Genomic DNA, 26,050 nt, shown 5'->3' with positions numbered 1-26,050 from the left:
TGCGGCACTGGCGAAGACGCCAGCCGGCTTTGTCGGCTCGCTATGTATCGTAACACGATATAAATTCAAGCCGGTTTGCATCAAAACCGTTTGAGCCTTTTGCCGGAATGGAACAAATGTCAGGAATGACGCAGCCGAAGAAACCTCGCCCCGCCATCAAACAGGCCGACTACCAGCGGCTGTCCGAATTCCGCTACCTGATCCGCCGCTTCCTCGAATTCAGCCAGTTGCAGGCGGAAGACGCCGGCCTGACGCCGCGCCAGCACCAGGCCCTGCTGGCGATCAAGGGATTTCCGGGCGGCGGACCGGTGACGGTCGGCGACCTGGCGGAGCGCCTGCGCATCCGCCACCACAGCGCGGTCGAACTGGTCAACCGCCTCAGCGAGGCGGGCCTGGTCGCACGGGATCAGGACAAGGATGACCACCGCCGTGTGCTGCTGCGGCTGACCGAGCGCGCCGACGATTGCCTGGCCGAACTGTCGGCGGCGCATCTCGACGAGCTTTCTCGCATCGAGCCCATGCTGCGGCGCCTGCTCGACCAGGGTCGCGAGTGACGCGCGGGCGTCTTGCGCGGCCCTACTGCAACGACTTCAGCAGATTGTCGATCGTGAACGGATTGGACTTCGGCTTGGCCGGCGGCGGATTGTCGTTGGCCTCCGGCAGCGGCGCACGGTCGACCTTGGGTGCCTGTTCCGCGGCCTTGCGTTCGGCCTCGAGCCTGGCCTTTTCCTGCGAAGCGATGCGTAGCGCTTCTTCCGCCTTCTGCCGCTCCTGCTCGGCTTGCGCCTTGGCGGCTTCGTCGGCGGCCTGCTGCTCGGCTGCGGCCTTCGCATCGGCATCGGCCTTTGCCTTGGCGTCGGCATCGGCCTGGGCTTTCGCCTCTTCGTCGGCCTTCGCCTTCGCCTCCGCTTCAGCCTGGGCCTGGGCGTCAGCCTCCGCTTTCGCCTTGGCGTCCGCCTCGGCTTTCAGCCGCGCCGCTTCCTCCTGCTGGCGCAATTCTTCCGCCGCCTTGTCGCGCGCGTCCTGTAGTGCCGCGTAATAGCGCACCTCGCGCCGCAGCCTCTGCTTTTCGAGCAGCGCCGCCTGCATGGCCTCGACGCGCTGCTGCTCTCTTTCCAGCGCGCGCTGGGTCAGGAACTGCGCCAGCGGCTCGCTGTCGAACTGCCGCGTGACGGCGCCGAAAGGCCCTTCGGCGGTGAAATTGACGACCGGCTCCGAACCGACCAGCGCCTCGTCGCCGGGCCGATAGGTGATCGCGCCCTTGGCGGAGACCGTGCTGGTGTTGAGATCCGCCGTGATGTCGGCGGACAGGGTCGCCGCCGGGTTTTCAAGGCTGATCGGCGGCGCCCGCAGCGTGCCGCCGGCAATGGTGAAGGCGATGTCGGCATCCTTGGCGGCGAAACTGCCATCAGCCGCGATCCCGGGCGCGAAGTCGGCGGTCTTGGCCACGTCGATGTCGCGCCCGATCGCGTCCGCCTTGGCCAGGAAGGCGCTGAACGCATCGGGATTGACGCCGGCGACCTGCAAGCTCCTCAGCGTCGCCGTACCGGAGCCGGACAGGGCCGCGATCATCGCATCGACCGACTTGCCGCTGGTCGATAGCGTCGTCGAGAAATCGCCGATGCCGCCAATGCCTGTATCCGGCAACACGTTCGCCAGGTCGGCACCCGCCAGTTTCATCTGGCCGGTGAAGAGCCCGGTGCCTTCATTATTCTTCAGCTCGAACAGGCCGGTCAACGCACCGCCAAGAAGTTTCGCCTTGAGGTCCGAAACCCGGATGCCTTCCTTGTCGAGCTTGAGCGAAAAGGCGGCGTCATAGGCGGTGGCGAACGGTCCGGCGGCAAGGGCTGATGTCGTCAGATCGAGGTCGGCGGTGAACGGCAGGCTGGATTTCTGGCTGAAGGGCGAGGACGGCCAAACGCCCGCTTTGTCGCTCGCGCTCTTGTCGGCCCCGTTTTTCTTGTCAACAAGGAAAGCGGAATCGCCGAACAGCGCCACGGCCATCGGATCGAGATCGAGCTCATCGAGCGCCAGCGCGCCGGCCAGATGCGGAATGCCGTCCTTGGTGTCGATATTGATGTCGCCTGAGACCGCCGCCTCGTTGATGGCGCCGCTGACACTGTCCAGCACCAGCAGCCCGTTGCCGTAGTCGCCTTGCGCCGAGAGCGACGTCGACATGCCCGCTCCCATGCCCGGCAGGCCAATGCCTGTCGTCATCAGCCAGGGTTCGATGTCGGCGGCATCGAGGTCGATTTTGCCTTTGGCGGTGGGCCCTTGCGGCGTATCGGCGATCGTCCCTTCGAAGCCGGCCTTGAAGTCATTGCCGACAAGGCTGAAAGTCGTCGCCAGGCCGCCGCCAAGCGTGCCTTTGGCCTGGATGTCCGTGTGTGCCTCGCCCAGCATGCCAAGCGGCAGCGCCGGCAGGCCGTAAAGCGCCAGCAGTGCGGTGGCGTCCGGGTTCTTGGCGTTGAAGGTCAGCGTCACCGGCGCGTCAAGCAGTCTGTCCAGCGTCCCCTTCCCCGACAGCGAAGCCGAAAAAGCCGAGCCTCCGGCGTTACCCTGTCCGCTTACAGCCAATCCCGTCGTGCCATCGCCATTGTCGGCGGCACTCGCCACAAGGTCGACACGCGCATCCTGGAACAGGTCCGGATAGGCGGCGGCACGGCTTGCCAGCCCCTTCAGCACCGCATTGTCGGGATAATGCTGCGCGGCAACGTCGATCAGCGGCTTGAGGTCGACAGCGACGACGGAAGCGTCGAGCTTGCCGGTGGGGCTCGCCGGGAAATCCTTGATCCGGCCCGTGGCGCTGATCGAGGCGCCCGCCAGCCCGCCGACCGACAGCCGGTCGACTTCGAGCAGCCCATCGCGCAGCCTGAGCGCGGTGTCGACCGTGTCGGCGGTCAACCCGCCGGCGCTGACCGGCCCGGCCTTGATCTGGAAATCGAGATCGCGGTCGGCAAAGCGGTTGGCCCCCTTGTCGCTGACGAAGATCGAGGCGAAGGCCGCCAGCCCATCGACGTCAAGCTCGCCGCCTTCAAGCCGCATCAGCACCGACGGCCTGGCTTCGTCGGGCTGGCTGGAATCGATGCGTCCGGAAAACTTCGCCTTGCCCAGGATCAGTTCGAGGTCGCTGAAGGCCTGGCGCTTCTCGGAGAGATCGACCTTGGCCTTGAAGCCGGCGGCGGGCAGACGGCGGATCGCCTCGTCGACATCCTTCGACAGCCAGGCGGCAAAACCGGACGGCTGGGCGACGGCCAGCAGCAGCGAGCCGGTGAAGCCGAAATGGTCCTCGACCCTCAGCATGCCATTGGCTTCCAGCGTGGTGCGACCGGGCAAGGTCGCGGCGAGCGACTTCACCGACCAGCCTCCTTCGACCGGCTCGGCGGAAAGATGGACATCGCGTACCGTGGTATCGCCGGCCACCACCGCCGGCAGCTTCACTTCCACGTTGCCGGGTATGGTCGGCTTCGGCAGCCCGAGCAGCGCCTGCTCCAGCCCGGCAATGCGCTGGTCGAGCGTCAGGCCGGTGCCGGCTTGGGCGCCGACCGCCTCGTCGAACTGCACCTGCGCGCCATTGGCCTCGATGGCGAAGCTCGGCTTCTGGCCGAGATCGACCGAGGCCTTGCCGTCGGCTGTATAGGGATTGTCCAGCGGTCCGGTCTCGAAGCGGAACTCGTCGACGGCGAGCTTCTGGTGGTCGAGCGAGAACTTGCCGTTCAGCCGGAAGCCCGGATCGGGCTTGCCGGCGCTGACCTTCACCGTCTCGCCATCGTTGCCGCGCAGTTGGGCGCTGTTCTTGTCGGCACCGGAAATCTTGAACTGGCCGGAATAGACGGCGGCGCCGTTGACGATGCCGGCATTGCCGTCGGTCTCGATGACCAGCGGATAGGCATCGGGATCCGCCTTCAGCCGCAGCCGCATCTGGCCATTGCCTTCGGCCTTGCCGGTCGACGCCGCGACCGTGGTGCGCAACCCGTCCAGCCGCAACGTGCCGTCCATGCGCCATGGGCCGGCCAGCGACTTGGCCGAGATGGTCGAGTTGATTTCGGAAAAGACATGGCTGCGTCCGCCCGCGGCATGGCGCAGTTCGATCTGCCCCTCCGTCACCGTAAGCTTCTCGATCGAGATCTGGTTGAGATCGAAGGGCGAGGACGGCCGTATCGCCCAGTCGACCGTGCCGTCATTGGCAATATCGATGGTCGCCTTCGGGTGCACCAGCCGCATGTCGAAGATCAGCACCTCGCCGCGCAGGAAGGGCGCCAGTTCCGCATCCATCGAAAACGTCTCGACGGTCATGGCCGGCTGACCGTTGGGGCCACCAGCGACGGCGACGTTGGAGAAGGTCACCGAGGGGAATGGTAAAAGCCTGGCCGTGGCGTCGCCCTGCACGGTCACCTTGCGGCCGAGGATCGCGCTTGCCTCACGCTCGAACTGGGCGCGGTAACCGGTCCAGTCGACAAAATACGGTCCCACCAGCGCCGCGCACAGCACCAGCACGAACAAGCCACCGAAGATCACGAACAGGCGTGCGAGCATCAGCTCCGAACAGGTTGATTGAAATTCTGCCGCACTCTACCCGCATCCGCGTGTCGATAAAGAGGCAATTCATCCAGTATTGCGTCATCCCGGACGATCTGAAACAAATCCGGGACAAGCGGAGATTTCGGATGTCGAGCAAGAACTGGGACCGTGTGCCGATCGATGCGCAGAGCGTCGATGCCCCGCTTTCTCAATCGGCGATTTTCCTCGTCGTCACGGTCGCCGCGGAGCAGCCGGCCCTGGCCAAGGTTTGTTCCGTGCTGGGCGAGCTTGACGATCTGGTCAAGACTGTCGGGTTCCGCGACCTGGGTGGCCACCTGTCGTGCATTGCCGGCATCGGCCGCGATCTCTGGGACCGGCTCAGCCCCGGCCGGCGGCCGCTGGAACTGAAGCCGTTCGCGCCGATCAAGGGAGCGGTCCATTCGGCGCCCTCGACACCGGGCGACCTCCTCTTCCACATCCGGTCCGAACGGCCAGACATGTGCTTCGAGTTCGAGCGTATCCTGCTCGACAGGCTTGGTGCCGATGTGACCGTTGTCGACGAGGTGACGGGCTTTCGCTACTTCGATGCCCGTGACCTGCTCGGCTTCGTCGACGGCACCGCCAACCCGACCGGCCTCGACCTGCCCGCCTCGGCGCTCGTGGGCGACGAAGATGGTGACTTTGCCGGCGGCAGCTATGTCGTCGTCCAGAAATATCTGCACGATATGCAGGCCTGGGCGCGCATTCCGACGCCCGAGCAGGAGGCGATCATCGGCCGAACCAAGATCGACAACATCGAGATCGATGATGACGACGCGCCGCGCAAATCGCACAAGTCGCTGGCCACGATCGAGGATGCCGACGGCAACGAGTACGACATATTGCGCGACAACATGCCGTTCGGCAGGCCCGGGCAGAACGAGTTCGGCACCTACTTCATCGGCTACAGCAGGTACCTCTGGGTCACCGAGAAAATGCTGCAGCGCATGTATGTCGGCGACCCGCCGGGGGCTTACGACCGGCTGCTCGACGTCTCGACACCGCAGACCGGCACGACATTCTTCGCGCCGACCCGTCCCCTGCTGCAAACTCTCGTCCAGAACGCGCAGGAGCAGCTTCCCGCCGCACGGTAAAGCGGCGGGCCGACAGCTATTGTCCGCAAAACCTCAGCGTGCGTCGCGCTTGGCTTGTGCCACCTTGCCTGCCTTGCGCTGCCGGCCGAGTTCCGCCGGCCGGACCAGATTCGGCGCCCGCTTATTGGCCACGGAGCGCATGCCCTTGTGAGCCGTCCGTGAATTGTGAGACGGACCGTCCGATGGCGCACCTTGCTTCAGGGCCAAGGCCTTGCGTGCGTTCCCGACCAGGGAAACGCGGGCCGCCAGTTGGCGCCGCCGTTCGGCCTCGCCATTCAGCCGCCGCATGGCCATGGCCAGCACCGCCAGCTTCACCTGCGAGCCACCATCGGCCTTTGAAGGCGTAGCGCCTTTCGGCGCACCCTTGCCGCGGATCTCACGCCGGCGGCGGTGCGCTTCGGTCTGCGCCTTGTCGCGCCGCTCCCGCAGCAGCTTGACCAGACCGGAAAGGTCGGCGTCGGAAAGCTCCTGCACCGCCGGATGGTGCGACTTTTCCACCAGTTCCTTTTCATCGGCGCTCAGCGCGCGCGCTTCTTCCTTGCGTGAAATGGCCATCACAGTCCTCCTCAGCTGGCGTGCCTGCTCTTTCAGGCCCGCCGCCTCTGGAGGTTCGGTCCGAATGGTGGCGCGGTCAAGACGAGCCTTTTGTCGGGCAGCCGATGCCACTCCGATCAGCTAGCGGATCGGCCGCGCAGATACGCGCAGACCAGTTCGATGAGTTCGGCCCGCAGCGCTGGTGAATCGAGTTCGCCATGTCGCGCCGCAGTATGCACGACCCCTTCGACGGCGCCCGACAGCACACGCCCGGCAATCTCGTCCCGCTCGGGGTCGGACTTGCCCGGGGCCAATGCGATTACGCGCTGGTAGCGGCGCAGATACTCCGCCTCGAACTCATCCTGCGTCGAGCGCGCGGCAAGCGGCACCTCGTCGAGCAGGACACGATGCAGGTCCTGATCGACATTATGGGCGGCGACGACACCGTCGATCAGTTTTGCTGCACACTGCTCGAGCGTCATCGCTCCATCGCGCTCCTCCGAACCGGAAATCGCGGCGAGCACTGCGTCGAGATGGCGTTTGCGGATCTCTTCCGCCAGCGCCAGCTTGTTGGGAAAATATTGATAGATCGAACCGACGCTGACACCGCCCACGGAGGCGGTTTCGTTGGTGGTGAAATCCGCCCAGCCGCGCCACGCCAGAACGCGAGCCGCAGCCTCCACAATCGTGTCCACGGTCGCGCGCGAACGCTGCTGCCGTGGCGCTTTGCGCACGTTTGCCTGCTCTGCCGGAACGCGAGTAGCCATGTCAGGGCGTCTTCACCAAAATGCGATTGTCAGCTCACATTTATCCAAGCCCGCAACGCAAGCCAATGAGAGACCATCATGAGCAGCAAGACACTGCTTCTATCCCTGTTCCGTTACAAATGCTGGGCCGACGACGAATTGCTCGCTTTGCTGGCCGAGATCGAGAGTGAGCTACCCGACCAGCAGCTCGGCGAGATCCTTGAAACCATCAATCACGCGCATGTCGTCGATCGGATATTTGCCTCGAACGTCGAGAAGAAGAAGCACGCCTACCGGGACACCGGCACGAACAACACGCCGACCCTTGCCGAACTGTCCAAGGCAATCGTCAAAACGGACCGGTGGTATCTCCGCTATGTCGAAGAGGTTGAACCGGTAGCGCTGGCGGAGACGATCCGGTTTACCTTCACGGACGGCGCCTTGGGGCAAATGTCGCGCGAGGAGATGCTGGCGCACGTCATCACCCATGGCGGCTATCATCGCGGCGAAGTCGGCCGCATCGTCACCCAATTGTCGAAGCCCACGTCTCCCGACACATTCACCGGCTATCTCCACCGGGCCGAGCCGGCACGTCGTTCGTCGATATGATCTGGGCCACCGCTGGACATGAGAATACCGGCCTCGCGCCGGCTCCTGGCTGCGGCGGGATGGTCCCTACCCCACATCAGGCAGGATCTTGCCCGGATTCATGATGTTTTGCGGGTCGAGCGCCTGCTTGATGGTTCGCATGATGTCGACGCCGTGGCCGAGTTCGCGGCGCAGGAAGCCGATCTTGCCCTGGCCAATGCCGTGCTCGCCGGTGCAGGTGCCATCCATGGCGATCGCCCGCAAATTGAGCCGAGCGACGAACTTTTCCGACAGCGCTATCTCGTTCGGGTCGTTCACATCCATCAGCACCAGCACGTGGAAATTGCCGTCGCCGGCATGCCCGACGATCGGCGCGATCAGGCCCATTTCGGCGATGTCGGCCTCGGTTTCGGTGACGCATTCGGCAAAGCGCGAGATCGGCACGCAGACATCGGTCGACAGGCCCTTGGCGCCCGGCCGCAGCGTCAGCGACGCCCAGTAGGCATCGTGCCTGGCCTTCCACAGCTTGGTGCGCTCTTCTGCGACGCTGGTCCACAGGAACGGGCCGCCGCCATTTTCCTCGGCGATCATGCCGAAAGTCTCGGCTTGTTCGGCAACGCTGGCGTCGCTGCCGTGGAACTCCACGAACAGGCATGGGCTCTCGGGATAGTCGAGCTTGGAATAATTCTTCATCGCCCGCATCTGCAACCCGTTGACCAGTTCGATGCGCGCCACCGGAATACCCATCTGGATCGTCGCGATGACGGCGTTGCAGGCCGCCTCGACAGTCGGGAACGGGCAGACGCCTCCCGAGATCGCCTGCGGAATGCCTTGCAGCTTCAGCGTCAGTGACGTGATGATGCCGAGTGTGCCTTCCGAACCGACCAGAAGCCTGGTCAAATCGTAGCCGGCCGAGCTCTTTTTGGCTCGCTTGCCGGTCGTCACCGTCTCGCCATCGGCCATGACGGCCGTCAGCGACAGCACGTTCTCGCGCATCGTGCCGTAGCGCACCGCATTGGTGCCAGAAGCCCGCGTCGCCGCCATGCCGCCCAGCGAGGCATTGGCGCCCGGATCGATCGGAAAGAACAGGCCGGTGTCGCGCAGATGCCGGTTCAGATCCTCGCGTGTCACGCCGGGCTCGACCGTGCAGTCGAGATCCTGCGGGTTGACCGAAAGAATACGGTTCATACGCGACGTGTCGACCGAGATGCCGCCGCCCGGCGCGTTGGTGTGGCCTTCCAGCGAGGAGCCGACACCGAAGGCGATGACCGGCACACGGTGCGCCGCGCAGACACGCACGATCTCCTGCACCTCGGCCGTCGTCTCCGGGAAAGCGACACCATCGGGCGCCTGCGTCGGGATATAGGTGGTGGTGTGCGCGTGTTGCGAGCGGATGGCCTGGCCCGTCTGGAAGCGCTCGCCCAACTGTTGCTTGAGGATGCCGAGGACCGCAGCGATCCCTTCCTCGTTGCGTTCGACCGGATTGAGGTCGCTCAGAGCCATGAATTCCTCCGCGAATGGACCAGCGCCCACGCTTGTTTTGCAGCTATGGATGCCTAAAGCAATTCCAGGAAAAGTGTGAAGCGCTTTTCCCGGGAAAACCGCATGGCGCTTTCCCTGGGGATGGCGTCAGAACAAAAAAGTCTCCGCAGCCACGCTCTGTCCAGCACCAGAACAAGGAAGTTTCAATGTCCATCCCCGCCCCCTTCGTCTCCAGGCCCATGGACATCCAGAAGGACTGGATCGATTACAACGGCCATCTCAACATGGCCTATTATAACGTCCTGTTCGACCGCTGCTCGGATGAGGCCTTTGAGGCGATGGGCGTGGGACTGGACTATGTGAAGCAACGGCGCCTCACCATCTACACCGCCGAAGTCCATGTCTGCTACGTCCAGGAGCTGCATCTCGACCACAAGGTCACGGTCTCCTTCCAGCTAATCGACCATGACGCGAAGCGGATCAGGTCCTACCAGGAAATCCGCCATGTCGATGGCTGGCTCGCCGCCACGTCCGAGACGCTGTCGCTGCATGTAGACATGGCGGGGCCGAAGGTCGCGCCCTTCCCCGCCGATGTTCTGGCCAAGATCGAAGCCATGCGCGCCGCCCATTCGGTGCTGCCCATGCCGGAGCGCGCCGGCCGCGCGATCGGCATCAAACACAAGTAGGGCGAAGCCGACATCCATCCAGATTCGGCACGGCGGGGCATTGGGTCTGACTTCAAAGCCACACCCTGAACTCAAAATCGCGGAGCCCCCGATATCCACCGGCAGCGGTGCTTGAAGCGGGTTTGGACCGGCGTTAACCTTACCGAGGTTTTAACGGGAACAAGCCAATTGAGCCGTTGAACGACTCAGCGGAGCGGTCGAAAACCATCCGCATAGAGTTGTTTACGAGCGGCGGGGCGAAGCCGGTTCGAGGGACGTGCATGAAAACCGACATCAAGGTCGAGGTGGACAGGCTGGCCGCTGATCCGCGCATATCGGACTATGATTTCTGGCGTTCGCTCAAGAATGTCGACAACGAGATCTTCCATATAGCCAACAACAACGAGCCGATCCCGTTCGACATGATCCGCTGGCGCAGCATTTTGAAGCGCGCCCGCCTGAAGCGCGGCCACGCCTAGCGTCGGCGCGTCGGCCTGAGAAAAACCGGCCAACCAATTTTGTCGTACCATTTCACGGCGATCGCTTCGCCGCCGCCAGCGGCGAGCGCGCCGCTACCGGCGATGACTGGATGATGGCCGTATTCGTCATCGCATAGGGGATGATGCGGTCGATTACCCGTTCGAGCTCGGCCACCGAGCCGACATGGGCGAGCGCGATGAAGCAGTCCTCGCCGGTCACCCGGTCGCATTGCGCGATCTCCGGCAGCTCGCGAATGATATCGGCGACGACCGACAATTGTCCCGGCACCGGCCGGATGCGCAGCCACGCTGACAACGTCAGGCCAAGCGCGGCCGGATTGATCCGGACGCAATAGGCTTCGATGACGCCATTCTCCTGCAGCCGCTTGATGCGCTCTGCGACACTCGGCGCCGACAGGCCGACCGAGCGTGCAAGCTCCGCCGTGCTGATGCGCGCATCCTTTTCCAGCAGGCGCAGGATTTTCATATCCGCCGCGTCGAGATCGGCATTTTCAGTTCCAAGGCGTTTCAACGAAAAATCCTTTCTTTCAGGAATAAAATTGCCGGAATTGTCGGTTATTCGCCATATAAAGTAGAAAAACCGCCTGCGATACTGATCTGATGAACGATCAGACGCAAGCGCCGGCTGCCGGCCCTGCCCTCAACGGGCCGGTGCTCGACACTCTGGCGGCAAGGTTGCCGCCACATGTCTGGTTCGGTGTCAGCGCAATCTTCCACTATCTCGGCCCGGCCTTCGCGGTGCTGCTGTTCCCGCATGTCGGCGTGCTCGGCATGGCATGGCTGCGTATCGCCACCGCGGCGCTGATCTTCGCGCCGCTGACGCGCCCGTGGCGAAGCTTCGCTCGCGCCGATCCCGCAACGCGCCTGTTGCTGCTGGCTTTCGGTGCCTGCCTGGCGGTGATGAATTGCTCGTTCTACCTGGCGCTGGACCGCTTGCCGATCTCGCTGGTGGCGGCGATCGAATTCGTCGGCACCATCGGCGTCGCGCTCGTTGGCCTCAGGAGCGCCCGCAACCTGGCTGCCCTCGCCGTCGCCGTCACCGGCACCTTGCTGCTCATCGACGTCAGATGGTCCGATGATCCCGTCGGGCTATTCTGGGCTTTCCTCAACGGCGCGCTGTTTGTCGGCTACATCGTGCTCGGCCACCGCGTCGCGCGTTCCGGCGCAGGCGACGGCATTGCGGGCCTCGGTGCCGCCATGGCGGTCGCCTTCATCGTCGTGCTGCCGATCGGCTTCGCGAATGCCCTGCCCGCCTTTTTCTCGGCGCCGCTGCTGGTCGCCGCCATCGGCGTCGGCATCTGCTCTTCGGTCATTCCCTACATCTGCGACCAGCTTGCCATGTCGCGGTTGCCGCGCGCGAGTTTCGCGCTGATGCTGTCGCTGCTGCCGGTCACGGCAACGCTGATCGGCGTCATCGTGCTGCGTCAGATTCCGAGCCTCATCGATTGCCTCGGCATCGCACTGGTGGTTGCCGGTGTCGCCTTCCACAAGCCTGCATCCAGCAGTTAGCCGCCAGGAAAGTCTTTATCTTCAATTGCTTGTGGAACTCCCGAGTCGGTTCCCGATCTCGCCTGACTGCGACAAGACGCTCAAGATTGAACCAATTTCGCCCTTGAGCCGTTGTCCCCTACGAAAACGGCTTGGAGTGACACCATGGACTGGAAACGGACCAGGGAGCCCGCCGACGCTTGGCACATGACGGATGACCTTCATGTCGAGCACGGCAAGGGCGACCCGTTCGCGGCGGCTATTCGCGCCACCCGCATGTCGATGATCATCACCGATCCTCGGCGACCTGATAACCCGATCGTCTTTGCCAATGACGCTTTCCTGCGGTTGACCGGCTATGAGCGTAATGAGGTGATGGGCAAGAACTGCCGCTTCCTGCAGGGGCCGAAAACCGACAAGGCCGCCGTCGGGCAGATCCGCGCGGCGGTCGAGGACAACGCCGATGTCAGCGTCGACATCCTGAACTACCGCAAGGACGGTTCGACTTTCTGGAACGCGCTCTACATCAGCCCTGTCTCCAACGACAAGGGCGAAGTGCAGTTCTTCTTCGCCTCGCAACTCGACGTCTCGGACCGCAAACGCTCGGAACATCGCATCACCGCCGACAAGGACCGCTTCGAGAAAGCGGTGAAGGAACGCACCGCCGAACTGGAAGCAGCCCTTGAGGCGCAGACCACCTTGCTGCACGAGGTGGATCATCGGGTGAAAAACAATCTGCAGATGATCTCATCCCTCATCATCATGCAGCGGCGGACCATACAGGACGAGGCGACCAGGCATTCGCTGACCACCATGCTGGAGCGCATCGAGGCACTCAGCACCGTGCATCGCCGGCTCTACCAATCGAAGGATGTCAGCCGGTTCGACGTCTCGGATTTCGCCAAGGACCTGGTGACGGATCTGCTGACGGCGTCGGGGCGATCCGGGATCAAGTCGAACCTTGAGCTCGAACCCATCGTCATTTCAGCCGAGAAGGCGACGCCTGTCGCGCTGATGGTCAATGAACTCGTCACCAATGCCTTGAAGCATGCTTTCAAGGAAGGACCGGACGGGACCACAGCGGGGCGCATCGGCGTCAAGATGAGCCAGCCCGACGGACACTTCAACATCGAGGTCTCGGACGATGGCGTCGGCATGGCCGAAGCCAATGGCGATGCCTCTTTTGGCATGCGGTTGATCAAATCGCTCGCCCGCCAGTTGCACGCCGATATCGAATGGCGTGACGCCGGCCCCGGCACCACGGTCGTGATCTCGATGCCAAACGAACCGCAGCAAAAAAGGACTCTCTCATGACTGAACCACTCAAGGTCCTGATCGTCGAGGATGAAGCGCTGTTGGCGATGGAGCTGGAAAGCCTTGTCGAGGAAGCCGGCCATAGCGTCGTCGGCTGGGCGACATCCTCGGCGGAAGCAAAAAGCATGGTCGAGTCCACGGATGCCGACATCGCCTTTGTCGACATCCACCTCACCGACGGCCCGACCGGTGTCGACGTGGCCCACTATATCGGCGAGAAGAAACGTTCGATGGTGGTGTTCATGACCGCCAATCCGAAGCGCATCCCCGACCATTTCGCCGGTGCGATCGGCGTCATCGCCAAGCCCTATACGATGAACGGCCTGACATCGGCGTTGCGGTACCTGCAGGAGGGCGTGCGCCGCCCGCCTCCGGTTTCGACACGTCCAGCCGGCTTCACCTTGTCGCCGGCCTTCGCGGCGGTCTGGACGCCAGCGGTCTGACGTCCTACGCCAGCTTCTGCTTCAGGAAGGCGATCGTCCTGCCCCAGGCGAGATCGGCAGCCTTCTTGTCATAGCGCGCCGCCGAGGTGTCGTTGTTGAAGGCATGGTTGGCGCCTTCATAGACATAGACCGTGTATTCGACATGCGCGGCCTCGAGTTCCTTCTTGAAGGCATCGATGCCGGCATTGGTGCGGTCATCGAGGCCGGCATAGTGCAGCAGCAGCGCGGCCTTGATCTTCGACACATCGGCGGCCTTCGGCTGCATGCCGTAATAGGCGACGCTCGCCGCGAGATCCGGCGCATTGACGGCCAGCATGTTGGCCGTGCCGCCGCCCCAGCAAAAGCCGATGGCGCCGACCTTGCCGTTGCCGTCCTTGTCGGCCTTCAGGAAAGCGACGGTCGCCACCGCGTTGGCAACGGTCTGCGCCGGGTCAAGCTTCGTGAACATGTCACGCGCCTTGTCCTCATCGGCGGGCGTGCCGCCGAGCGGTGAGAGGAAATCCGGCGCCAGCGCCACGAACCCTTCCAGCGCCACGCGCCGGGCGACGTCGCGTATATGCGGGTTGAGCCCCCTGTTTTCATGGATGACGATGACGGTGCCGAGTTTGCCGGCCTGGTTCGCCGGTTTGACCAGATAGCCCTTCATCTCGCCGCCGGTGCCCGGATAGGTGATCTCCTCGCCTTTCACCCGCGGATCGTTGTCGGCAACGATTGCCGCCTGGGCGGAATTCGCCGCCAGCATCGGCACGATCGCGGCCGCCGCGGCACCCGATCCGGCAAGCCTGGTCAGCTGTTCCATGAAGCGGCGGCGGTCGAGCGTCAGATGCGTGTATTCGTCATAGGCGTCGATCATCGCCTGGGTGATGGCGGGTTTGTCGGTCGCGGTGGATTTGGTCATCGGCGCACTCCTCGATCTCGCTGTCTCGATGCGATGTCTTGCCGTCCGCAAGATAGGGGTGAGCCTTGCATCGTCCAGTCACGGCGCGGTGACATCCCGCCTCTCCCGCAGAGCGGCGGCACCATCATCCCGATTTGGCTTCATCACAATTTGGTCATCGACGGCAAATCTTGATGGCGCTGCCACAATAGTAGGGGAAACTGCCCGCACGGCCGCCCCATGGCGCGGCCACGGTCCCGAAAGGACCGATCTGAAAGGAAGCCGCCGATGACCATGCCCTCGCCGATCCTGGCAACCGCCTTTATCGTTGCCGCAGCCGCCATCCTGGCGATGCGCGCGGCAATTGTAGCGGCAAGCCGGAAGTCCATGGTCAAGATCCGCGGCCGCCAGCGCCATCCGGCAAACACGAAAACCCAAGGTTGAGGTGAAGTCATGGACGTACAGGATATCGTGAACACCGTTTCGCAGAAGGCCGGCCTTGACCAGGCAACGACGGAAAAGGTCGTCGGCACTATCTTCTCGGTGCTCGAGCACGAGGCGGAAGGCACCAGCGCCTCAGCCTTCTTCGCCAAGATCCCGGGCGCCGATGCACTGGCGCAGAAATATGACGTCATGGCCGCCTCCCCTGCCGGCGGCGGTGGCGGCTTCTTGTCCTCGCTGCAAGGCGCGCTTGGCGGCGTTCTCGGCGAGAAGGCGGGCGCACTGGTCAACGGCCTCGCCGCCCTCAAGGCATCCGGCCTCGATCTGGCGCAAATCCAGAAGGCTGGCGCCACACTGGTCCAGCAGGCCGAAGCCGCGGCCGGCCCCGATCTGACCAACCAGGTGCTGGGCTCGGTGCCCAGCCTGAAGAGCCATCTCGGGCTCGGCTGATCGTCAATTCGCCGAGCTTGCCTCCAGGCAACCCGTCTACTTGGGCAGCGCGTAAGCCATCACATAATCCCCCGGCTTGGTGCCGACCGAGCCGTGGCCGCCGGCGACGATGACCACGAACTGGCGTCCGTCGGCGACCGTATAGGTCATCGGCGTCGACTGACCGCCGGCTGGCAGCCGCGCCCGCCAGAGCTGCTTGCCCGACGTCAGGTCGTAGGCGCGCAGATAATCGTCGACCGCGGCACCCAGGAAGGCGACGCCACCGGCGGTGATCATCGGCCCGCCAATGCCGGGCACACCGACCTTCAGCGGCAGCGGCAGTGGCGTCATGTCGTAGACGGTGCCGTTGCGGTGCTTGTAGTTGATCGTGCCGGTCCTGAGATCGACCCCGGCGACATACCCCCACGGTGGCGCCTGGCAGGGAACGCCGAGCGGTGACAGGAACGGCCCCATCACCACCGCATAGGGCGCGCCTTCATTGCGGTTGAGCCCCTGCTCGCTGCCCTTGGTGTCGTCGCCCGGCGCCGGCACGTCGGCGCGCGGAACAAGCCTGGATGTGAAGGCGAGATAGGTCGGCATGCCGAACATCACCTGCCGCACCGGATCGACCGCCACGCCACCCCAGTTGAAGGTGCCGAAATTGCCGGGATAGATCAGCGATCCCTGCAACGAGGGCGGCGTGTAGCGGCCTTCATAGCGCAGTTTGTGGAAGGCGATGCGGCAAGCCAGCTGGTCGAACATGCTGATGCCCCACATGTCGGCTTCGGTCAGCGGCTTCGGGTTGAAGGAGAGATCGGAAGAAGGCTGCGTCGGCGACGCATGGTCGCCCTCGATGGCGCCGCCGGGCGCCGGTACTTCCTTGACCGCGATCACCGGCTCGCCGGTGCGCCGGTCGAGCACATAGAGGTCGCCCTGCTTGGTCGGCCCGACCAGCGCGGGCACGATCGTGCCGTCGGCCTTGGTGATGTCGATCAGGCTCGGCTGCGCCGGCACGTCCATGTCCCACAAATCGTGGTGCACGGTCTGCCGCACCCATTTCAACTGCCCGGTATTGAGATCGAGCGCGGTGATCGAGGAGGAGAACTTCTCGACATTGGCGCTGCGTCCGGCGCCGAGTTGGTCCGGCGTCTGGTTGCCGAGCGGCACGTAAAGCAGGCCAAGTTTCTCGTCGGCGCTCGGCGTCGACCACATGTTGGGCGAGTTGGCGGTGTAGGTCTGGCCGACCGGCAGCGGCGTCGTCTGGTCCGGATTGCCGGAATCCCAGTTCCAAATCAGCTTGCCGGTGCTCGCATCATAGGCGCGGATAACGCCCGACGGCTCCTGCGTCGAATAATTGTCGTTGACCGCTCCGCCGACGATGATCTTGCCGCCGGCAATCAGCGGCGCCGAGGTCGAATAGTAATAGCCCGATTTCGGGTACGGCATGTTGGTCAGGAGGTTGAGCGTGCCGGCCTCGGCGAAGGCGGGACAGACCTGCCCGTTGGCGGCGTCGAGCGCGATCAGCCGGGCATCCGAGGTCGGCAGGTAGACGCGGGTCGCGCAGGGTTGGCCGGCCGCGACAGCGGCATCGGCATAGTAGGACACGCCGCGGCAGGTCTGGTGCTGGCGGTCCTTGTCGAGCTTGATCTTGGGGTCGTAGCGCCATTTTTCCTTGCCGGTCGCGGCGTCGACCGCGATGGCGAAATTGTGCGGCGTGCAGATGTAGAGCGTGTCGCCGATCTTGAGCGGCGTCACCTGGTAGGTGGTCTCGCCGATATCGTCCGGCCCCTTCACGTCGCCGGTGCGATAGGTCCAGGCCGGCTGCAGATTGGCGACATTGTCCGGTGTGATCTGGTCGAGCGGCGAATAGCGCTGGCCGAATTGCGTGCGGCCATAGAAGTGCCATTCGCCGGCCGGCACGTCATTGCCCAGATTGGCGTTGGGGGTCACCTTGTCGGTGTCGAGCGCGCCGGCGATGTCCTTCGGGTCCGTGGTCATCGAATAGCCGGCCACCGCCAGCGAGGCCAGCACCGCCAGGATCAGCGGCGCGCGCCCGTCAGGACCGACAAGGCCTCGCCGCGCCCACGGCGTCAGCAGCCATAGCGCCACCAGCACGATGATGCCGCCGCGCGGGCCGAGTTCCCACCAGTCGAAGCCGGTTTCCCAGACCGCCCAGGCCAGCGTGCCGAGCACGATCGCCGCGTAGAGCCACAGCGCCGTGGAACGGCGCCGGTAGAGCAGCCAGGCCGCGATCAGGAAGGCCAAGCCAACGATGATGTAGTACCAGCTGCCGCCCAGCGAGGCCAACCAGATGCCGCCAGCGCCAAGCGCCAGACCGAGGAGGAAGAGAACGAGGGAGGTGATGGTGACAGCCAAGATGATACTCCTTCGACTGTTGCGCGCCTCGCGCGGCCATGGGCAACCCGGCATTGCGTTCCTGCCCGGTACACAACTTTCTCCCGCCCGCCTCGCCTGTCAAGCTTGGGCCACGAGCCGACGGGCAGCTCTCGGTCCGGCTGCAAATGCGCGGCGGGCTGAGCGTCATGCGAGCCAAGGTGGCCGGATAGGCCACTTTACCGGGAACAAAACGTAGACAGTTCTGGTCTTTCCCTCCCGAATCACTACATTCGGGGGAAGATGTCCGGCTTTTCCGAAGACATGCCCTTTTTCGACGAACCCAATGCGCGGCCCACGGCCCCGTCGGGCATTGCCGCGCGCGCCATGGCTGCCCGCGGCGGCCACAACAATGCGCCGGACTATCTCCGGGGGCTGAATCCGGAACAAAGGCTGGCGGTGGAGACCACCGAGGGTCCTGTTCTGGTACTGGCCGGCGCCGGCACCGGCAAGACGCGGGTGCTGACCACCCGCATCGCCCACATCCTCGCCACCGGCAGGGCTTTCCCCTCCCAGATCCTCGCCGTGACCTTCACCAACAAGGCCGCGCGCGAGATGAAGCAGCGCATCGGCATCCTGATCGGCGAAGGCAATGTCGAAGGCATGCCGTGGCTCGGCACCTTCCACTCGATCGGCGTCAAGCTGTTGCGCCGTCATGCCGAGCTTGCCGGGCTGCGCTCCGATTTCACCATTCTCGACACCGACGATGTCGTCAGGCTGATCAAGCAGTTGATCCAGGCCGAGGGCCTCGACGACAAGCGCTGGCCGGCCAAGCAGTTCGCGCAGATGATCGATGGTTGGAAGAACAAGGGGCAAGGCCCGGCCGATATCGCCGAGGGCGATGCGCGCAGCTTCGCCAACGGCAAGGGCCGCGAGCTCTACAAGACCTATCAGGAGCGCCTGCAGACGCTGAACGCCTGCGACTTCGGTGACCTGCTCTGCCACCCGATCCGCATCTTCCGCGCCAATCCCGACGTGCTGAAAGACTATCACCGGCGCTTCAAATACATCCTCGTCGACGAATACCAGGACACCAACACAGCCCAGTACATGTGGCTGCGGCTTTTGGCGCAGCGGCCGGAAGCCGGGCGTGCGTCAACGTCGACGGATATGCGATCGGCCGAAGGCCGCAAGCCCGACCGGGCGTCGGCCGGCCAGGCCGCCCCCGCGGAGGCCAGCGAGCGAAGCTCGCGTGCGGCCGTGAGCGACAACAAAGTCAACATCTGCTGCGTCGGCGACGACGACCAGTCGATCTATGGCTGGCGCGGCGCCGAGGTCGACAACATCCTGCGCTTCGACAAGGATTTCCCGGGCGCCACCATCATAAGGCTGGAGCGCAACTACCGCTCCACCGCGCATATCCTGGGTGCTGCCTCCCACCTCATCGCCCACAATGAGGGCCGTTTCGGCAAGACGCTGTTCACCGACCGCAACGACCCCGAAGATGGCAAGGTCAATGTCCACGCCGCCTGGGATTCCGAGGAGGAAGCCCGCGCCGTCGGCGAGACCATCGAGGCCTATCAGCGCCAGAAACACAATCTCAACGACATGGCGATTCTCGTCCGCGCGTCCTTCCAGATGCGCGCCTTCGAGGAGCGCTTCACCACGCTCGGCCTTAACTACCGCGTCATCGGCGGCCCGCGTTTCTATGAGCGCATGGAAATCCGCGATGCGATGGCCTTCTTCCGCGTCGTCGCGCAAGGCGCCGACGACCTCGCCTTCGAGCGCATTGTCAATGTGCCCAAGCGCGGGCTCGGCGAAGCCACCATCCGCCAGATCCACGACACTGCCCGCGCCCTGCGCATCCCGATGCTGGAGGCTGCCGGCAATCTTGCTGAAAGCGACGAGCTGAAGCCGAAGCCGCGCGCGGCGCTGCGCGAGGTCGCGGCCAATTTCGAGCGCTGGCAGAAGGCGCTGGAGACCAAGCCGCACACCGAGCTCGCCGAGACCATTCTCGAGGAGAGCGGCTATACCGATATGTGGAAGAACGACCGCTCGGCCGAAGCGCCCGGTCGGCTGGAGAACCTGAAGGAACTGATCCGTTCCATGGAGCAGTACGAGTCGCTGCGCTCCTTCCTCGAACATGTGGCCCTGGTCATGGATGCCGAGCAGAATGCCGGGCAGGACGCCGTCTCCATCATGACGCTGCATTCGGCCAAGGGCCTCGAATTCGAGACGGTTTTTCTCCCCGGCTGGGAGGAAGGCCTCTTCCCCCACCAGCGCGCTCTCGATGAAGGCGGCCGCTCCGGGCTGGAGGAAGAGCGCCGGCTGGCCTATGTCGGCCTGACGCGCGCCAAGAAGAACCTGCATATCTGGTTCGTCTCCAACCGCCTCATCCACGGGCTCTGGCAATCGACCATCCCGTCGCGCTTCCTCGAGGAGCTGCCGGAGGCCCATGTCGAGGTCGCGGAAAGCGGCAACAGCTATGGCGGCTATGGCAATTCCTACGGCGGCGGCTCATTCGCCTCCGGTCGTGGCGGCCGCCAGAACCCCTATGGCGCGTCGCGCTTCGACAATGTTGGCGCCAGCAATGGCGGCGCGGAGAAATCCGGCGCCTTCTCCAACACCTATTCGACGCCCGGCTGGCAGCGCGCGCAGGCCAACCGCACCGAAGCGACCGACCGCAACTGGGGCACGCGCTCCGGCCACCAGGTCGAGCGCATCGGCTATGGCGAGACCGACAGCGGCTACGGCGCCGGCCGCACCTCGGTCAAGGGCCGCACCATCGACGGCGAACTGGTGGCCAAATCCGTCTCCGACACGCCGTCCGCCTTCAGCGTCGGCGACCGCGTCTTCCACCAGAAATTCGGCAACGGCAATATCTCGGCCATCGAAGGCAACAAGCTGACCATCGACTTCGACAAGGCAGGGCAGAAACGCGTGCTGGACGGGTTCGTGGTTGGGGTGTGAACCGAACCCTGCGGGCTTCCCGCAAAGTCGGCGAAGGCAATCAATCCACCTTCTTCTCGCCCCGCTCGCCGGCCTTGACGATGTCGCCCGTCGTGAACAGGATTTCCTTCAGTTCCGCACGCCAGTCCTTCTTCTGGCGCAGCAGGAATTCCAGGTCCATGCCGAAATGCTTGAACTCCTCGGCTTGTGCGTTCTTCATGATCGCCTTGGCCTGCGGGTCCTTCTCCACCGAAATGCGCTGTTCGTACCAGCCGATCGCTTCCGCCTCCTCGATCAGCGAGGTGATCATGCGGGCAAAGGTCCGCACCTTCTGCGACAGTTCTTCAGGCGGCTCGTGATACTGGTCGAAACCCATGTCGTCCTCCGTGTTCATCCCCATGAATGCCTGGGAATGCCGCCGGTTCCGCCTCATCGCTGCAATTCCGCCAATGCCCTTTCCAGCGGCGCCGACGAAATCTGGATCGGTCCGGAGAACGCCACATCCATGTCCAGGATCAGGTAGATCGCCCCGGCAATCAGCGCGGCCGACACCATGAGGGTTCCGGCGGTGATTGTATTCTTCGGAGCCCTGAACCCGAAACTGGCGAAGATCAGCGCCAGCCAGGTGACCAGCATGGCGATCAGCGGCCAGGGAATCGTGCCCTCCGACTGCTCGATCAGGACCCAACGCAGTTCCAGCACCTTCTGCAGGCGCTGGCGTCCATCCTGCAGAAGGGAGCTATGTACAGCGTCGGGAGGGGTCAGGCCATTCAGCCGCACGCCAATCTCCGTCAGCAGGCGTTCGGAAAGCTGATTGGCGGCGATGGTCGTTTCGCTGTTTTGTGACGAGGTGTCCACCACCCGCTGCACATAGGCGACCAATGGTTGGCGCACCGCGTCGGTCTCCGGGCCATACTGGCGCAAGGTCCTGTCGAGCAGGATCAGCTCCGTCGCATAGGCGTGCACGTTGTGATCGATCGATTCGAAGGTGTTCTTGGCAGAGTTGATCATCAGGCCGAGTATCAGCGAGGTCATGACCCCGAACAGATTGGCGGCGAGCCGAACCACCGTGTTCGTGTCGTCATCACGATGCCTGGCCGGCAATCTCGGCCAGATCGTCATGCTGGCGAACGCAGACGCCGCCAGGCACAGGAAAATCACCAATGCGATCAAGGCTTCGCGCATGAACCGCATTTCTGCACGGGACGCACCAATTGCCAATGCCAGGGCGGCCCGTCAAAGACGAAAGTCGGGCGTATTCGTGGTTCCAATGCGATATGGCAGCGCCTTGCCGGGCCAAAAGGTGGCACGGTAGTGTCCTCTTGTCCGCAAACAGGGCAATTTGATCAGCAAGGAGGTCGGCATGTCTGGAAGATCATCCTTGCCGCTCCTCTGGCGCCGGCCGCTGCTGCCGGCCCTGCTTGTGCTGCTGGCGGCGGCGATCTTCCTCGCCGACACGATCACCAATCTGGAGATCGCCGTCGCGGTCTTCTATGTCGCCATTGTCCTGATCGCGGTCCGCTATCTCGACCAGCGCGGCGTGGCGATGGTCGCGGCGGCCTGCATGGCGCTGACCGTGCTGAGTTTCTTCCTCACGCGGGCAGGTTCGATGCCGGCAGGCGTGATCAACTGCGCCATCAGTCTGGTGGCGATCGCCGTCACCGCCTATCTGGCGCTGCGCACCGCCGCCGCCGAGGCGTCCGCCCGCGAGGCGCAGGCACAGCTCGCCCACATCACGCGGGTGACGATGCTGGGCGAGTTGACGGCCTCGATCGCCCACGAACTCAACCAGCCGCTGGCGGCGATCGTGTTGAACGGCAACGCCGCCCGGCGCTGGCTGGCGGCCGGCAATCCGGATGAGGCCGGCAAGGCGGCCGGGCGCATCGTCAGGGATGCCGAACGCGCCAGCGAGCTGATCAAGCGCCTGCGCGGCCTGACCCGAAAGGCGGCCGGCAAGGCCGTCTGGCTGGATGTCAATCAGCTGATAGCCGAGACGCTGACCCTGGTGGAGAACGAGGCCGGCAGAAGCCATGTCTCCTTGCGGACAGAACTCGCCGGCAAGCTGCCTCGAGCCGAGGCCGACCCGGTACAGATCCAGCAGGTCATCCTCAACCTCATCCTCAACGCGATCGAGGCGGTGAGCGGCGAGCAAGAGCGCGATGTGACAATCGTGACCAGTGCCGGCAAGCCCGGCGAGATCGTGATCGAAGTCCGCGATTCCGGCCGTGGCCTGAGCGGCGTCCAGCTCGACCATGTCTTCGACGCCTTCTACACCACCAAGCCCGAGGGCCTGGGCATGGGGCTTGCCATCAGCCGCTCGATCGTCGAAAGCCATGGCGGACGCATCTGGGCACAGCCGGCAATGCCGCGCGGTGCCGCATTCTTCTTTTCGCTGCCGGCACGCCGGACAGGATCGCGCGGGTCGAACCGATGAAGCAAGCCAGCGGATCAGAAACGAGCAAACCGGAACAGATCGTTTTCGTCATCGACGACGATCCCGCCATGCGCGAGGCGCTCGACAGCCTGCTGCGCTCGGTTGGGCTGGATATCAGCAGCTTCGGTTCGGTCGCCGAATTCCTGGGGGCGCCACGGCCGGACATCCCCTCCTGCCTTGTGCTGGACGTGCGCCTGCCCGGCAAAAGCGGCATGGACTTCCAGAAAGAGCTCGCCCGTTCCGATGCGCCGCTGCCCGTGATCATCATGACCGGCCATGGCGATATCGCCATGTCGGTGCAGGCGATGAAGACCGGCGCCGTCGACTTCCTGCCGAAACCGTTCCGAGAACAGGACCTGCTCGATGCCATCGCCGCCGCCCTGGACAAGGACCGGTCGCGGCGGGCGCTGAAAGCCGAGATTGATATCTTGCGCGAACGCCTGGCGACGCTGAGCGAAGGCGAGCGCGGCGTCGTGGCGCTGGTGGTCCAGGGACGGCTCAACAAGCAGGTCGCCGGCGACCTCGGCGTCAGCGAGATCACCGTCAAGGTCCGCCGCGCCCGCGCCATGCGCAAGATGCAGGCCGGCTCGCTGGCCGAACTCATCAAGATGGCCGCCAAGCTCGGAATCTGACCCCTTCAGGCCGACAGATAAACCGTTATTTTTCAATGCATTGCCAGCGCATCCCTTGCCACGGGATCTGCCTCCTTATGCCTTGGTATCAAGCCATATACTTAAGATTCCGGCGCTCGCGTTGACACGCTGCAAGCCACGGGCGTAAGGCGGCGTGGCTTCGGCTGACCGAGGCATCAACTCGAGATCGAACAGGTTATGGACAGCTATCCCAGTCGCTGTCCGGATCAAGCCCAAGGCACGGTCCGGACACTGGCCCCGTCAACAGATTTGGTTTCCGGCATGTGGCGCCGGTCGGGCCTCGGCAGGGCATAACCCGCCTTCGGCTCGCCTTGCCGTCCCGCCGGACCGCGAGAGGTGAGCCATGAACACCAATGTCATTCCCTTCCGCGCGCGTTCCGCCACGCGCCCAGCTTCAGCTCCTCGGCCATCCACGGTGACAACGCGCGGCCTGGCCGGCAAGGCCGGCTTCACCATGCCGCCGACCCGGCTCGTCTGCGTCTGGCGTCGCGGCTCGGTAAGCGGCCGGCTGGAATGCCGCTGGACCCGGGAACGGCAGTCCGTCTCCGAAGAGGGCGTCAGTTGTCGAACGGTCCTCCCACGGCGCGCTGCCTGAGCCCCTTTTCAACGTAACCTGGACCTCCGCACTGATGGCCGGGCCCTGGCGCCCGGCGCGACCGCCACCCGGTCGCACCCTTCCGCACGCCCGCAATCACCCTCTCCCAAATCACACTGCAATCTGCCCATCATCCGGAGGCCCGCCATGATCTTCCTGCCTCACAACCGCAATTCCCTCGGCGAAGCCGCCGCGCTGGCGCGCGGACGCATCGCGCCCAACATCTACGACACCATCGCCTTTGCGATGCTGGTGGCTCTGCTGGTGCTTCTGGCGCACGGCGCCGCCGGCATGCGTGCGCCGAGCGCCCTGCTCACCACCTCGCCGGTCACGCTCGATCTCGCCAACCTGCCGGAATATGCGCTGCGCACCACGCTGCGCATGTTCGCGGCCATCATCGTCTCGCTGGTCTTCACCTTCACGGTGGCGACGTTGGCCGCCAAGAGCCGCCGCGCCGAAATGGTGATCATTCCCGCGCTCGACATCCTGCAGTCGGTGCCGGTGCTGGGTTTCCTGACTTTCACCGTGACCTTCTTCATGGGCCTGTTTCCCGGCAGCCAGCTCGGCGCCGAATGCGCCGCGATCTTCGCCATCTTCACCAGCCAGGCCTGGAACATGGCGTTCTCGTTCTACCAGTCGCTGCGCACGGTGCCGGGCGACCTCGACGAGGTCAGCCGCGGTTTCGGGCTCTCGGCGTGGCAGAGGTTCTGGCGGCTTGAGGCGCCGTTCGCCGCGCCCGGTCTTGTCTGGAACACGATGATGTCGATGTCCGGCGGCTGGTTCTTCGTCGTCGCCTCCGAGGCCATCACCGTCGGCAACACCACCGTGCAGTTGCCCGGCATCGGCGCCTGGCTGGCGGTCGCCATCGATAAGCAGGATTTCACCGCCGTCGCCTGGGCAGTTTTGGCGATGGGCGTGCTCATCCTGCTCTACGACCAGTTGCTGTTCCGGCCTGTCGTCGCCTGGGCCGACAAGTTCCGTTTCGAGCAGACCGCCGGGCAGGAAAAGCCCCGCTCCTGGGTCTACGACATCCTGCGCCGGGCCCGGTTGCTGCACACCGTGGGGCTGCCGATCGCATGGCTCTGGCAGCGCGCCATGCTGCTACGCCTGGGCAAGCGGTCCATGCCGGCAGCGTCGACCGCCGCGTCGCGCCGCTTCTCGCGGGCGCTCGACATCGCCTGGCTGGGACTGGTGCTGCTTGTGGCCCTGTGGGGTGTGGTCGAGACGGTCCTGTATCTGCGGCAGACCCTTGGCTGGAACGATGTGGCCGAGGCCTTCAGCGGCGGCCTGCTCACCTTGCTGCGCGTGGTCGTGCTGATCGCGGTGGCCAGCGTGATCTGGGTGCCGATCGGCGTCTGGATCGGCTTGCGGCCCGCGGTCGCCGAACGCGTGCAGCCGCTGGCGCAATTCCTCGCCGCCTTCCCCGCCAACGTGCTGTTCCCGTTCGCGGTGATCGCCATCGTCGCCACCGGCGCCAGCCCCAGCATCTGGCTGTCGCCGCTGATGGTGCTGGGCACGCAATGGTACATCCTGTTCAACGTCATCGCCGGCGCCAGCGCCTTCCCTTCCGACCTCAAGGAGGCAGCCAGGGTTTTCAAGATACGGTCCTGGTCGTGGTGGAAGAACGTCATGCTGCCGGGGATTTTTCCCTATTACATCACTGGCGCTCTGACCGCCTCCGGCGGTTCGTGGAACGCCTCGATCGTCGCCGAACTGGCAAGTTGGGGCAACACCAGGCTCGAAGCCTTCGGGCTCGGCTCCTACATCGCCAAGGCGACAGAAGCCGGCGATTTTCCGCGCGTTATCCTCGGCATCGCCGTGATGTCGCTCTTCGTCACCCTCTTCAACCGCACCCTCTGGCGCCCCCTCTATGTCTTCGCCGAACGCCGCATGCGGCTCGACTGACCCATTCTTCAGGAGACTG

The 26,050-nt window shown here is 64.4% G+C and carries 23 protein-coding genes; 14 read left to right on the top strand and 9 right to left on the bottom strand.

Going from position 1 to position 26,050, the window contains the following annotated elements:
• Window positions 1-107: 107 nt before the first annotated feature.
• The gene (locus tag AC07UC_RS18035) at window positions 108-554 is read left to right on the top strand and encodes a MarR family winged helix-turn-helix transcriptional regulator (RefSeq protein WP_181180115.1); all 447 of its coding nucleotides are present in this window, start codon (window positions 108-110) and stop codon (window positions 552-554) included.
• Window positions 555-576: 22 nt separating this feature from the next.
• On the opposite strand, the gene AC07UC_RS18030 is transcribed toward AC07UC_RS18035, so the two are convergent.
• Window positions 577-4,536, bottom strand: coding sequence for an AsmA family protein (locus tag AC07UC_RS18030; RefSeq protein ID WP_494906928.1), 3,960 nt, complete (start codon window positions 4,534-4,536; stop codon window positions 577-579).
• A 131-nt stretch (window positions 4,537-4,667) separates the two neighbouring features.
• On the opposite strand from AC07UC_RS18030, the gene AC07UC_RS18025 reads away from it, so the two are divergent.
• Complete coding sequence (locus tag AC07UC_RS18025) at window positions 4,668-5,654, top strand: Dyp-type peroxidase (RefSeq protein WP_494906927.1); 987 nt, start codon at window positions 4,668-4,670, stop codon at window positions 5,652-5,654.
• Window positions 5,655-5,687: 33 nt separating this feature from the next.
• Here the strand turns inward: AC07UC_RS18025 and AC07UC_RS18020 are convergent, their stop codons facing one another.
• Together AC07UC_RS18020 and AC07UC_RS18015 are read right to left on the bottom strand one after the other, a co-directional pair.
• Window positions 5,688-6,209 (bottom strand): hypothetical protein, encoded by a 522-nt coding sequence (locus AC07UC_RS18020; RefSeq protein ID WP_140775841.1) that lies wholly within the window; start codon window positions 6,207-6,209, stop codon window positions 5,688-5,690.
• A gap of 116 nt (window positions 6,210-6,325) precedes the next feature.
• Complete coding sequence (locus AC07UC_RS18015; RefSeq protein WP_140775840.1) at window positions 6,326-6,955, bottom strand: TetR/AcrR family transcriptional regulator; 630 nt, start codon at window positions 6,953-6,955, stop codon at window positions 6,326-6,328.
• 78 nt (window positions 6,956-7,033) lie between these two features.
• On the opposite strand from AC07UC_RS18015, the gene AC07UC_RS18010 reads away from it, so the two are divergent.
• On the top strand, window positions 7,034-7,543 hold the full coding sequence (locus tag AC07UC_RS18010) for a DinB family protein (protein ID WP_494906926.1): 510 nt from the start codon (window positions 7,034-7,036) through the stop codon (window positions 7,541-7,543).
• A gap of 66 nt (window positions 7,544-7,609) precedes the next feature.
• On the opposite strand, the gene AC07UC_RS18005 is transcribed toward AC07UC_RS18010, so the two are convergent.
• On the bottom strand, window positions 7,610-9,025 hold the full coding sequence (locus tag AC07UC_RS18005; protein WP_494906925.1) for an FAD-binding oxidoreductase: 1,416 nt from the start codon (window positions 9,023-9,025) through the stop codon (window positions 7,610-7,612).
• 185 nt (window positions 9,026-9,210) lie between these two features.
• Here AC07UC_RS18005 and AC07UC_RS18000 point away from each other — a divergent pair, with 185 nt between their 5' ends.
• On the top strand, window positions 9,211-9,690 hold the full coding sequence (locus tag AC07UC_RS18000; RefSeq protein ID WP_140775837.1) for a thioesterase family protein: 480 nt from the start codon (window positions 9,211-9,213) through the stop codon (window positions 9,688-9,690).
• Window positions 9,691-9,950: 260 nt separating this feature from the next.
• Window positions 9,951-10,148 carry a hypothetical protein gene (locus tag AC07UC_RS17995; RefSeq protein ID WP_015317249.1) on the top strand — a complete coding sequence of 66 codons (198 nt, stop codon included), beginning with the start codon at window positions 9,951-9,953 and terminating at the stop codon, window positions 10,146-10,148.
• 52 nt (window positions 10,149-10,200) lie between these two features.
• Here the strand turns inward: AC07UC_RS17995 and AC07UC_RS17990 are convergent, their stop codons facing one another.
• Window positions 10,201-10,680 (bottom strand): Lrp/AsnC family transcriptional regulator, encoded by a 480-nt coding sequence (locus tag AC07UC_RS17990; protein WP_202327053.1) that lies wholly within the window; start codon window positions 10,678-10,680, stop codon window positions 10,201-10,203.
• Window positions 10,681-10,769: 89 nt separating this feature from the next.
• Between AC07UC_RS17990 and AC07UC_RS17985 the strand changes: the two genes are divergently transcribed.
• The 3 genes from AC07UC_RS17985 (at window position 10,770) to AC07UC_RS17975 (ending at window position 13,414) form a co-directional block, all read left to right on the top strand.
• Complete coding sequence (locus tag AC07UC_RS17985; protein ID WP_494906924.1) at window positions 10,770-11,678, top strand: EamA family transporter; 909 nt, start codon at window positions 10,770-10,772, stop codon at window positions 11,676-11,678.
• Window positions 11,679-11,822: 144 nt separating this feature from the next.
• A complete protein-coding gene (locus AC07UC_RS17980) occupies window positions 11,823-12,971 on the top strand; it encodes a histidine kinase dimerization/phosphoacceptor domain -containing protein (protein ID WP_140775834.1) in 1,149 nt (382 codons plus the stop codon).
• Complete coding sequence (locus AC07UC_RS17975) at window positions 12,968-13,414, top strand: response regulator (protein WP_140775833.1); 447 nt, start codon at window positions 12,968-12,970, stop codon at window positions 13,412-13,414. Before AC07UC_RS17980 ends, AC07UC_RS17975 begins: the two co-directional genes overlap by 4 nt.
• 4 nt (window positions 13,415-13,418) lie before the next feature.
• Here AC07UC_RS17975 and AC07UC_RS17970 read toward each other — a convergent pair whose 3' ends face one another.
• Window positions 13,419-14,312 (bottom strand): dienelactone hydrolase family protein, encoded by an 894-nt coding sequence (locus AC07UC_RS17970; RefSeq protein WP_494906923.1) that lies wholly within the window; start codon window positions 14,310-14,312, stop codon window positions 13,419-13,421.
• A gap of 267 nt (window positions 14,313-14,579) precedes the next feature.
• Here AC07UC_RS17970 and AC07UC_RS17965 point away from each other — a divergent pair, with 267 nt between their 5' ends.
• On the top strand, window positions 14,580-14,735 hold the full coding sequence (locus tag AC07UC_RS17965) for a hypothetical protein (protein ID WP_494906922.1): 156 nt from the start codon (window positions 14,580-14,582) through the stop codon (window positions 14,733-14,735).
• Between the two features lie 9 nt (window positions 14,736-14,744).
• Window positions 14,745-15,182: a hypothetical protein gene (locus AC07UC_RS17960; protein ID WP_494906921.1), complete on the top strand. Its 438-nt coding sequence runs from the start codon at window positions 14,745-14,747 to the stop codon at window positions 15,180-15,182.
• Window positions 15,183-15,218: 36 nt separating this feature from the next.
• Here AC07UC_RS17960 and AC07UC_RS17955 read toward each other — a convergent pair whose 3' ends face one another.
• A complete protein-coding gene (locus AC07UC_RS17955; protein ID WP_494906920.1) occupies window positions 15,219-17,537 on the bottom strand; it encodes a glucose/quinate/shikimate family membrane-bound PQQ-dependent dehydrogenase in 2,319 nt (772 codons plus the stop codon).
• Window positions 17,538-17,798: 261 nt separating this feature from the next.
• Between AC07UC_RS17955 and AC07UC_RS17950 the strand changes: the two genes are divergently transcribed.
• Window positions 17,799-20,465: an ATP-dependent helicase gene (locus tag AC07UC_RS17950; protein ID WP_494906919.1), complete on the top strand. Its 2,667-nt coding sequence runs from the start codon at window positions 17,799-17,801 to the stop codon at window positions 20,463-20,465.
• A gap of 40 nt (window positions 20,466-20,505) precedes the next feature.
• Here the strand turns inward: AC07UC_RS17950 and AC07UC_RS17945 are convergent, their stop codons facing one another.
• Entirely contained in the window at window positions 20,506-20,820 is a 315-nt protein-coding gene (locus tag AC07UC_RS17945; protein WP_140775829.1) for a ferritin family protein, read from the bottom strand.
• 53 nt (window positions 20,821-20,873) lie between these two features.
• Window positions 20,874-21,629: a bestrophin-like domain gene (locus tag AC07UC_RS17940; protein WP_494906918.1), complete on the bottom strand. Its 756-nt coding sequence runs from the start codon at window positions 21,627-21,629 to the stop codon at window positions 20,874-20,876.
• Between the two features lie 178 nt (window positions 21,630-21,807).
• Between AC07UC_RS17940 and AC07UC_RS17935 the strand changes: the two genes are divergently transcribed.
• From AC07UC_RS17935 to AC07UC_RS17925, 3 genes are all read left to right on the top strand, one after another.
• Complete coding sequence (locus AC07UC_RS17935; protein ID WP_494906917.1) at window positions 21,808-22,878, top strand: sensor histidine kinase; 1,071 nt, start codon at window positions 21,808-21,810, stop codon at window positions 22,876-22,878.
• The gene (locus AC07UC_RS17930) at window positions 22,875-23,510 is read left to right on the top strand and encodes a response regulator transcription factor (protein WP_494906916.1); all 636 of its coding nucleotides are present in this window, start codon (window positions 22,875-22,877) and stop codon (window positions 23,508-23,510) included. Before AC07UC_RS17935 ends, AC07UC_RS17930 begins: the two co-directional genes overlap by 4 nt.
• 763 nt (window positions 23,511-24,273) lie before the next feature.
• Window positions 24,274-26,031, top strand: a complete 1,758-nt coding sequence (locus tag AC07UC_RS17925) for an ABC transporter permease (RefSeq protein WP_494906915.1) — start codon at window positions 24,274-24,276, stop codon at window positions 26,029-26,031.
• Window positions 26,032-26,050: the final 19 nt, after the last annotated feature.

The organism is Mesorhizobium sp. GW821-FHT04C10, assembly GCF_059420305.1.
The sequence above is the reverse complement of the archived record's forward strand: the minus strand, read 5'-3'. Positions and strand labels throughout refer to the sequence as shown.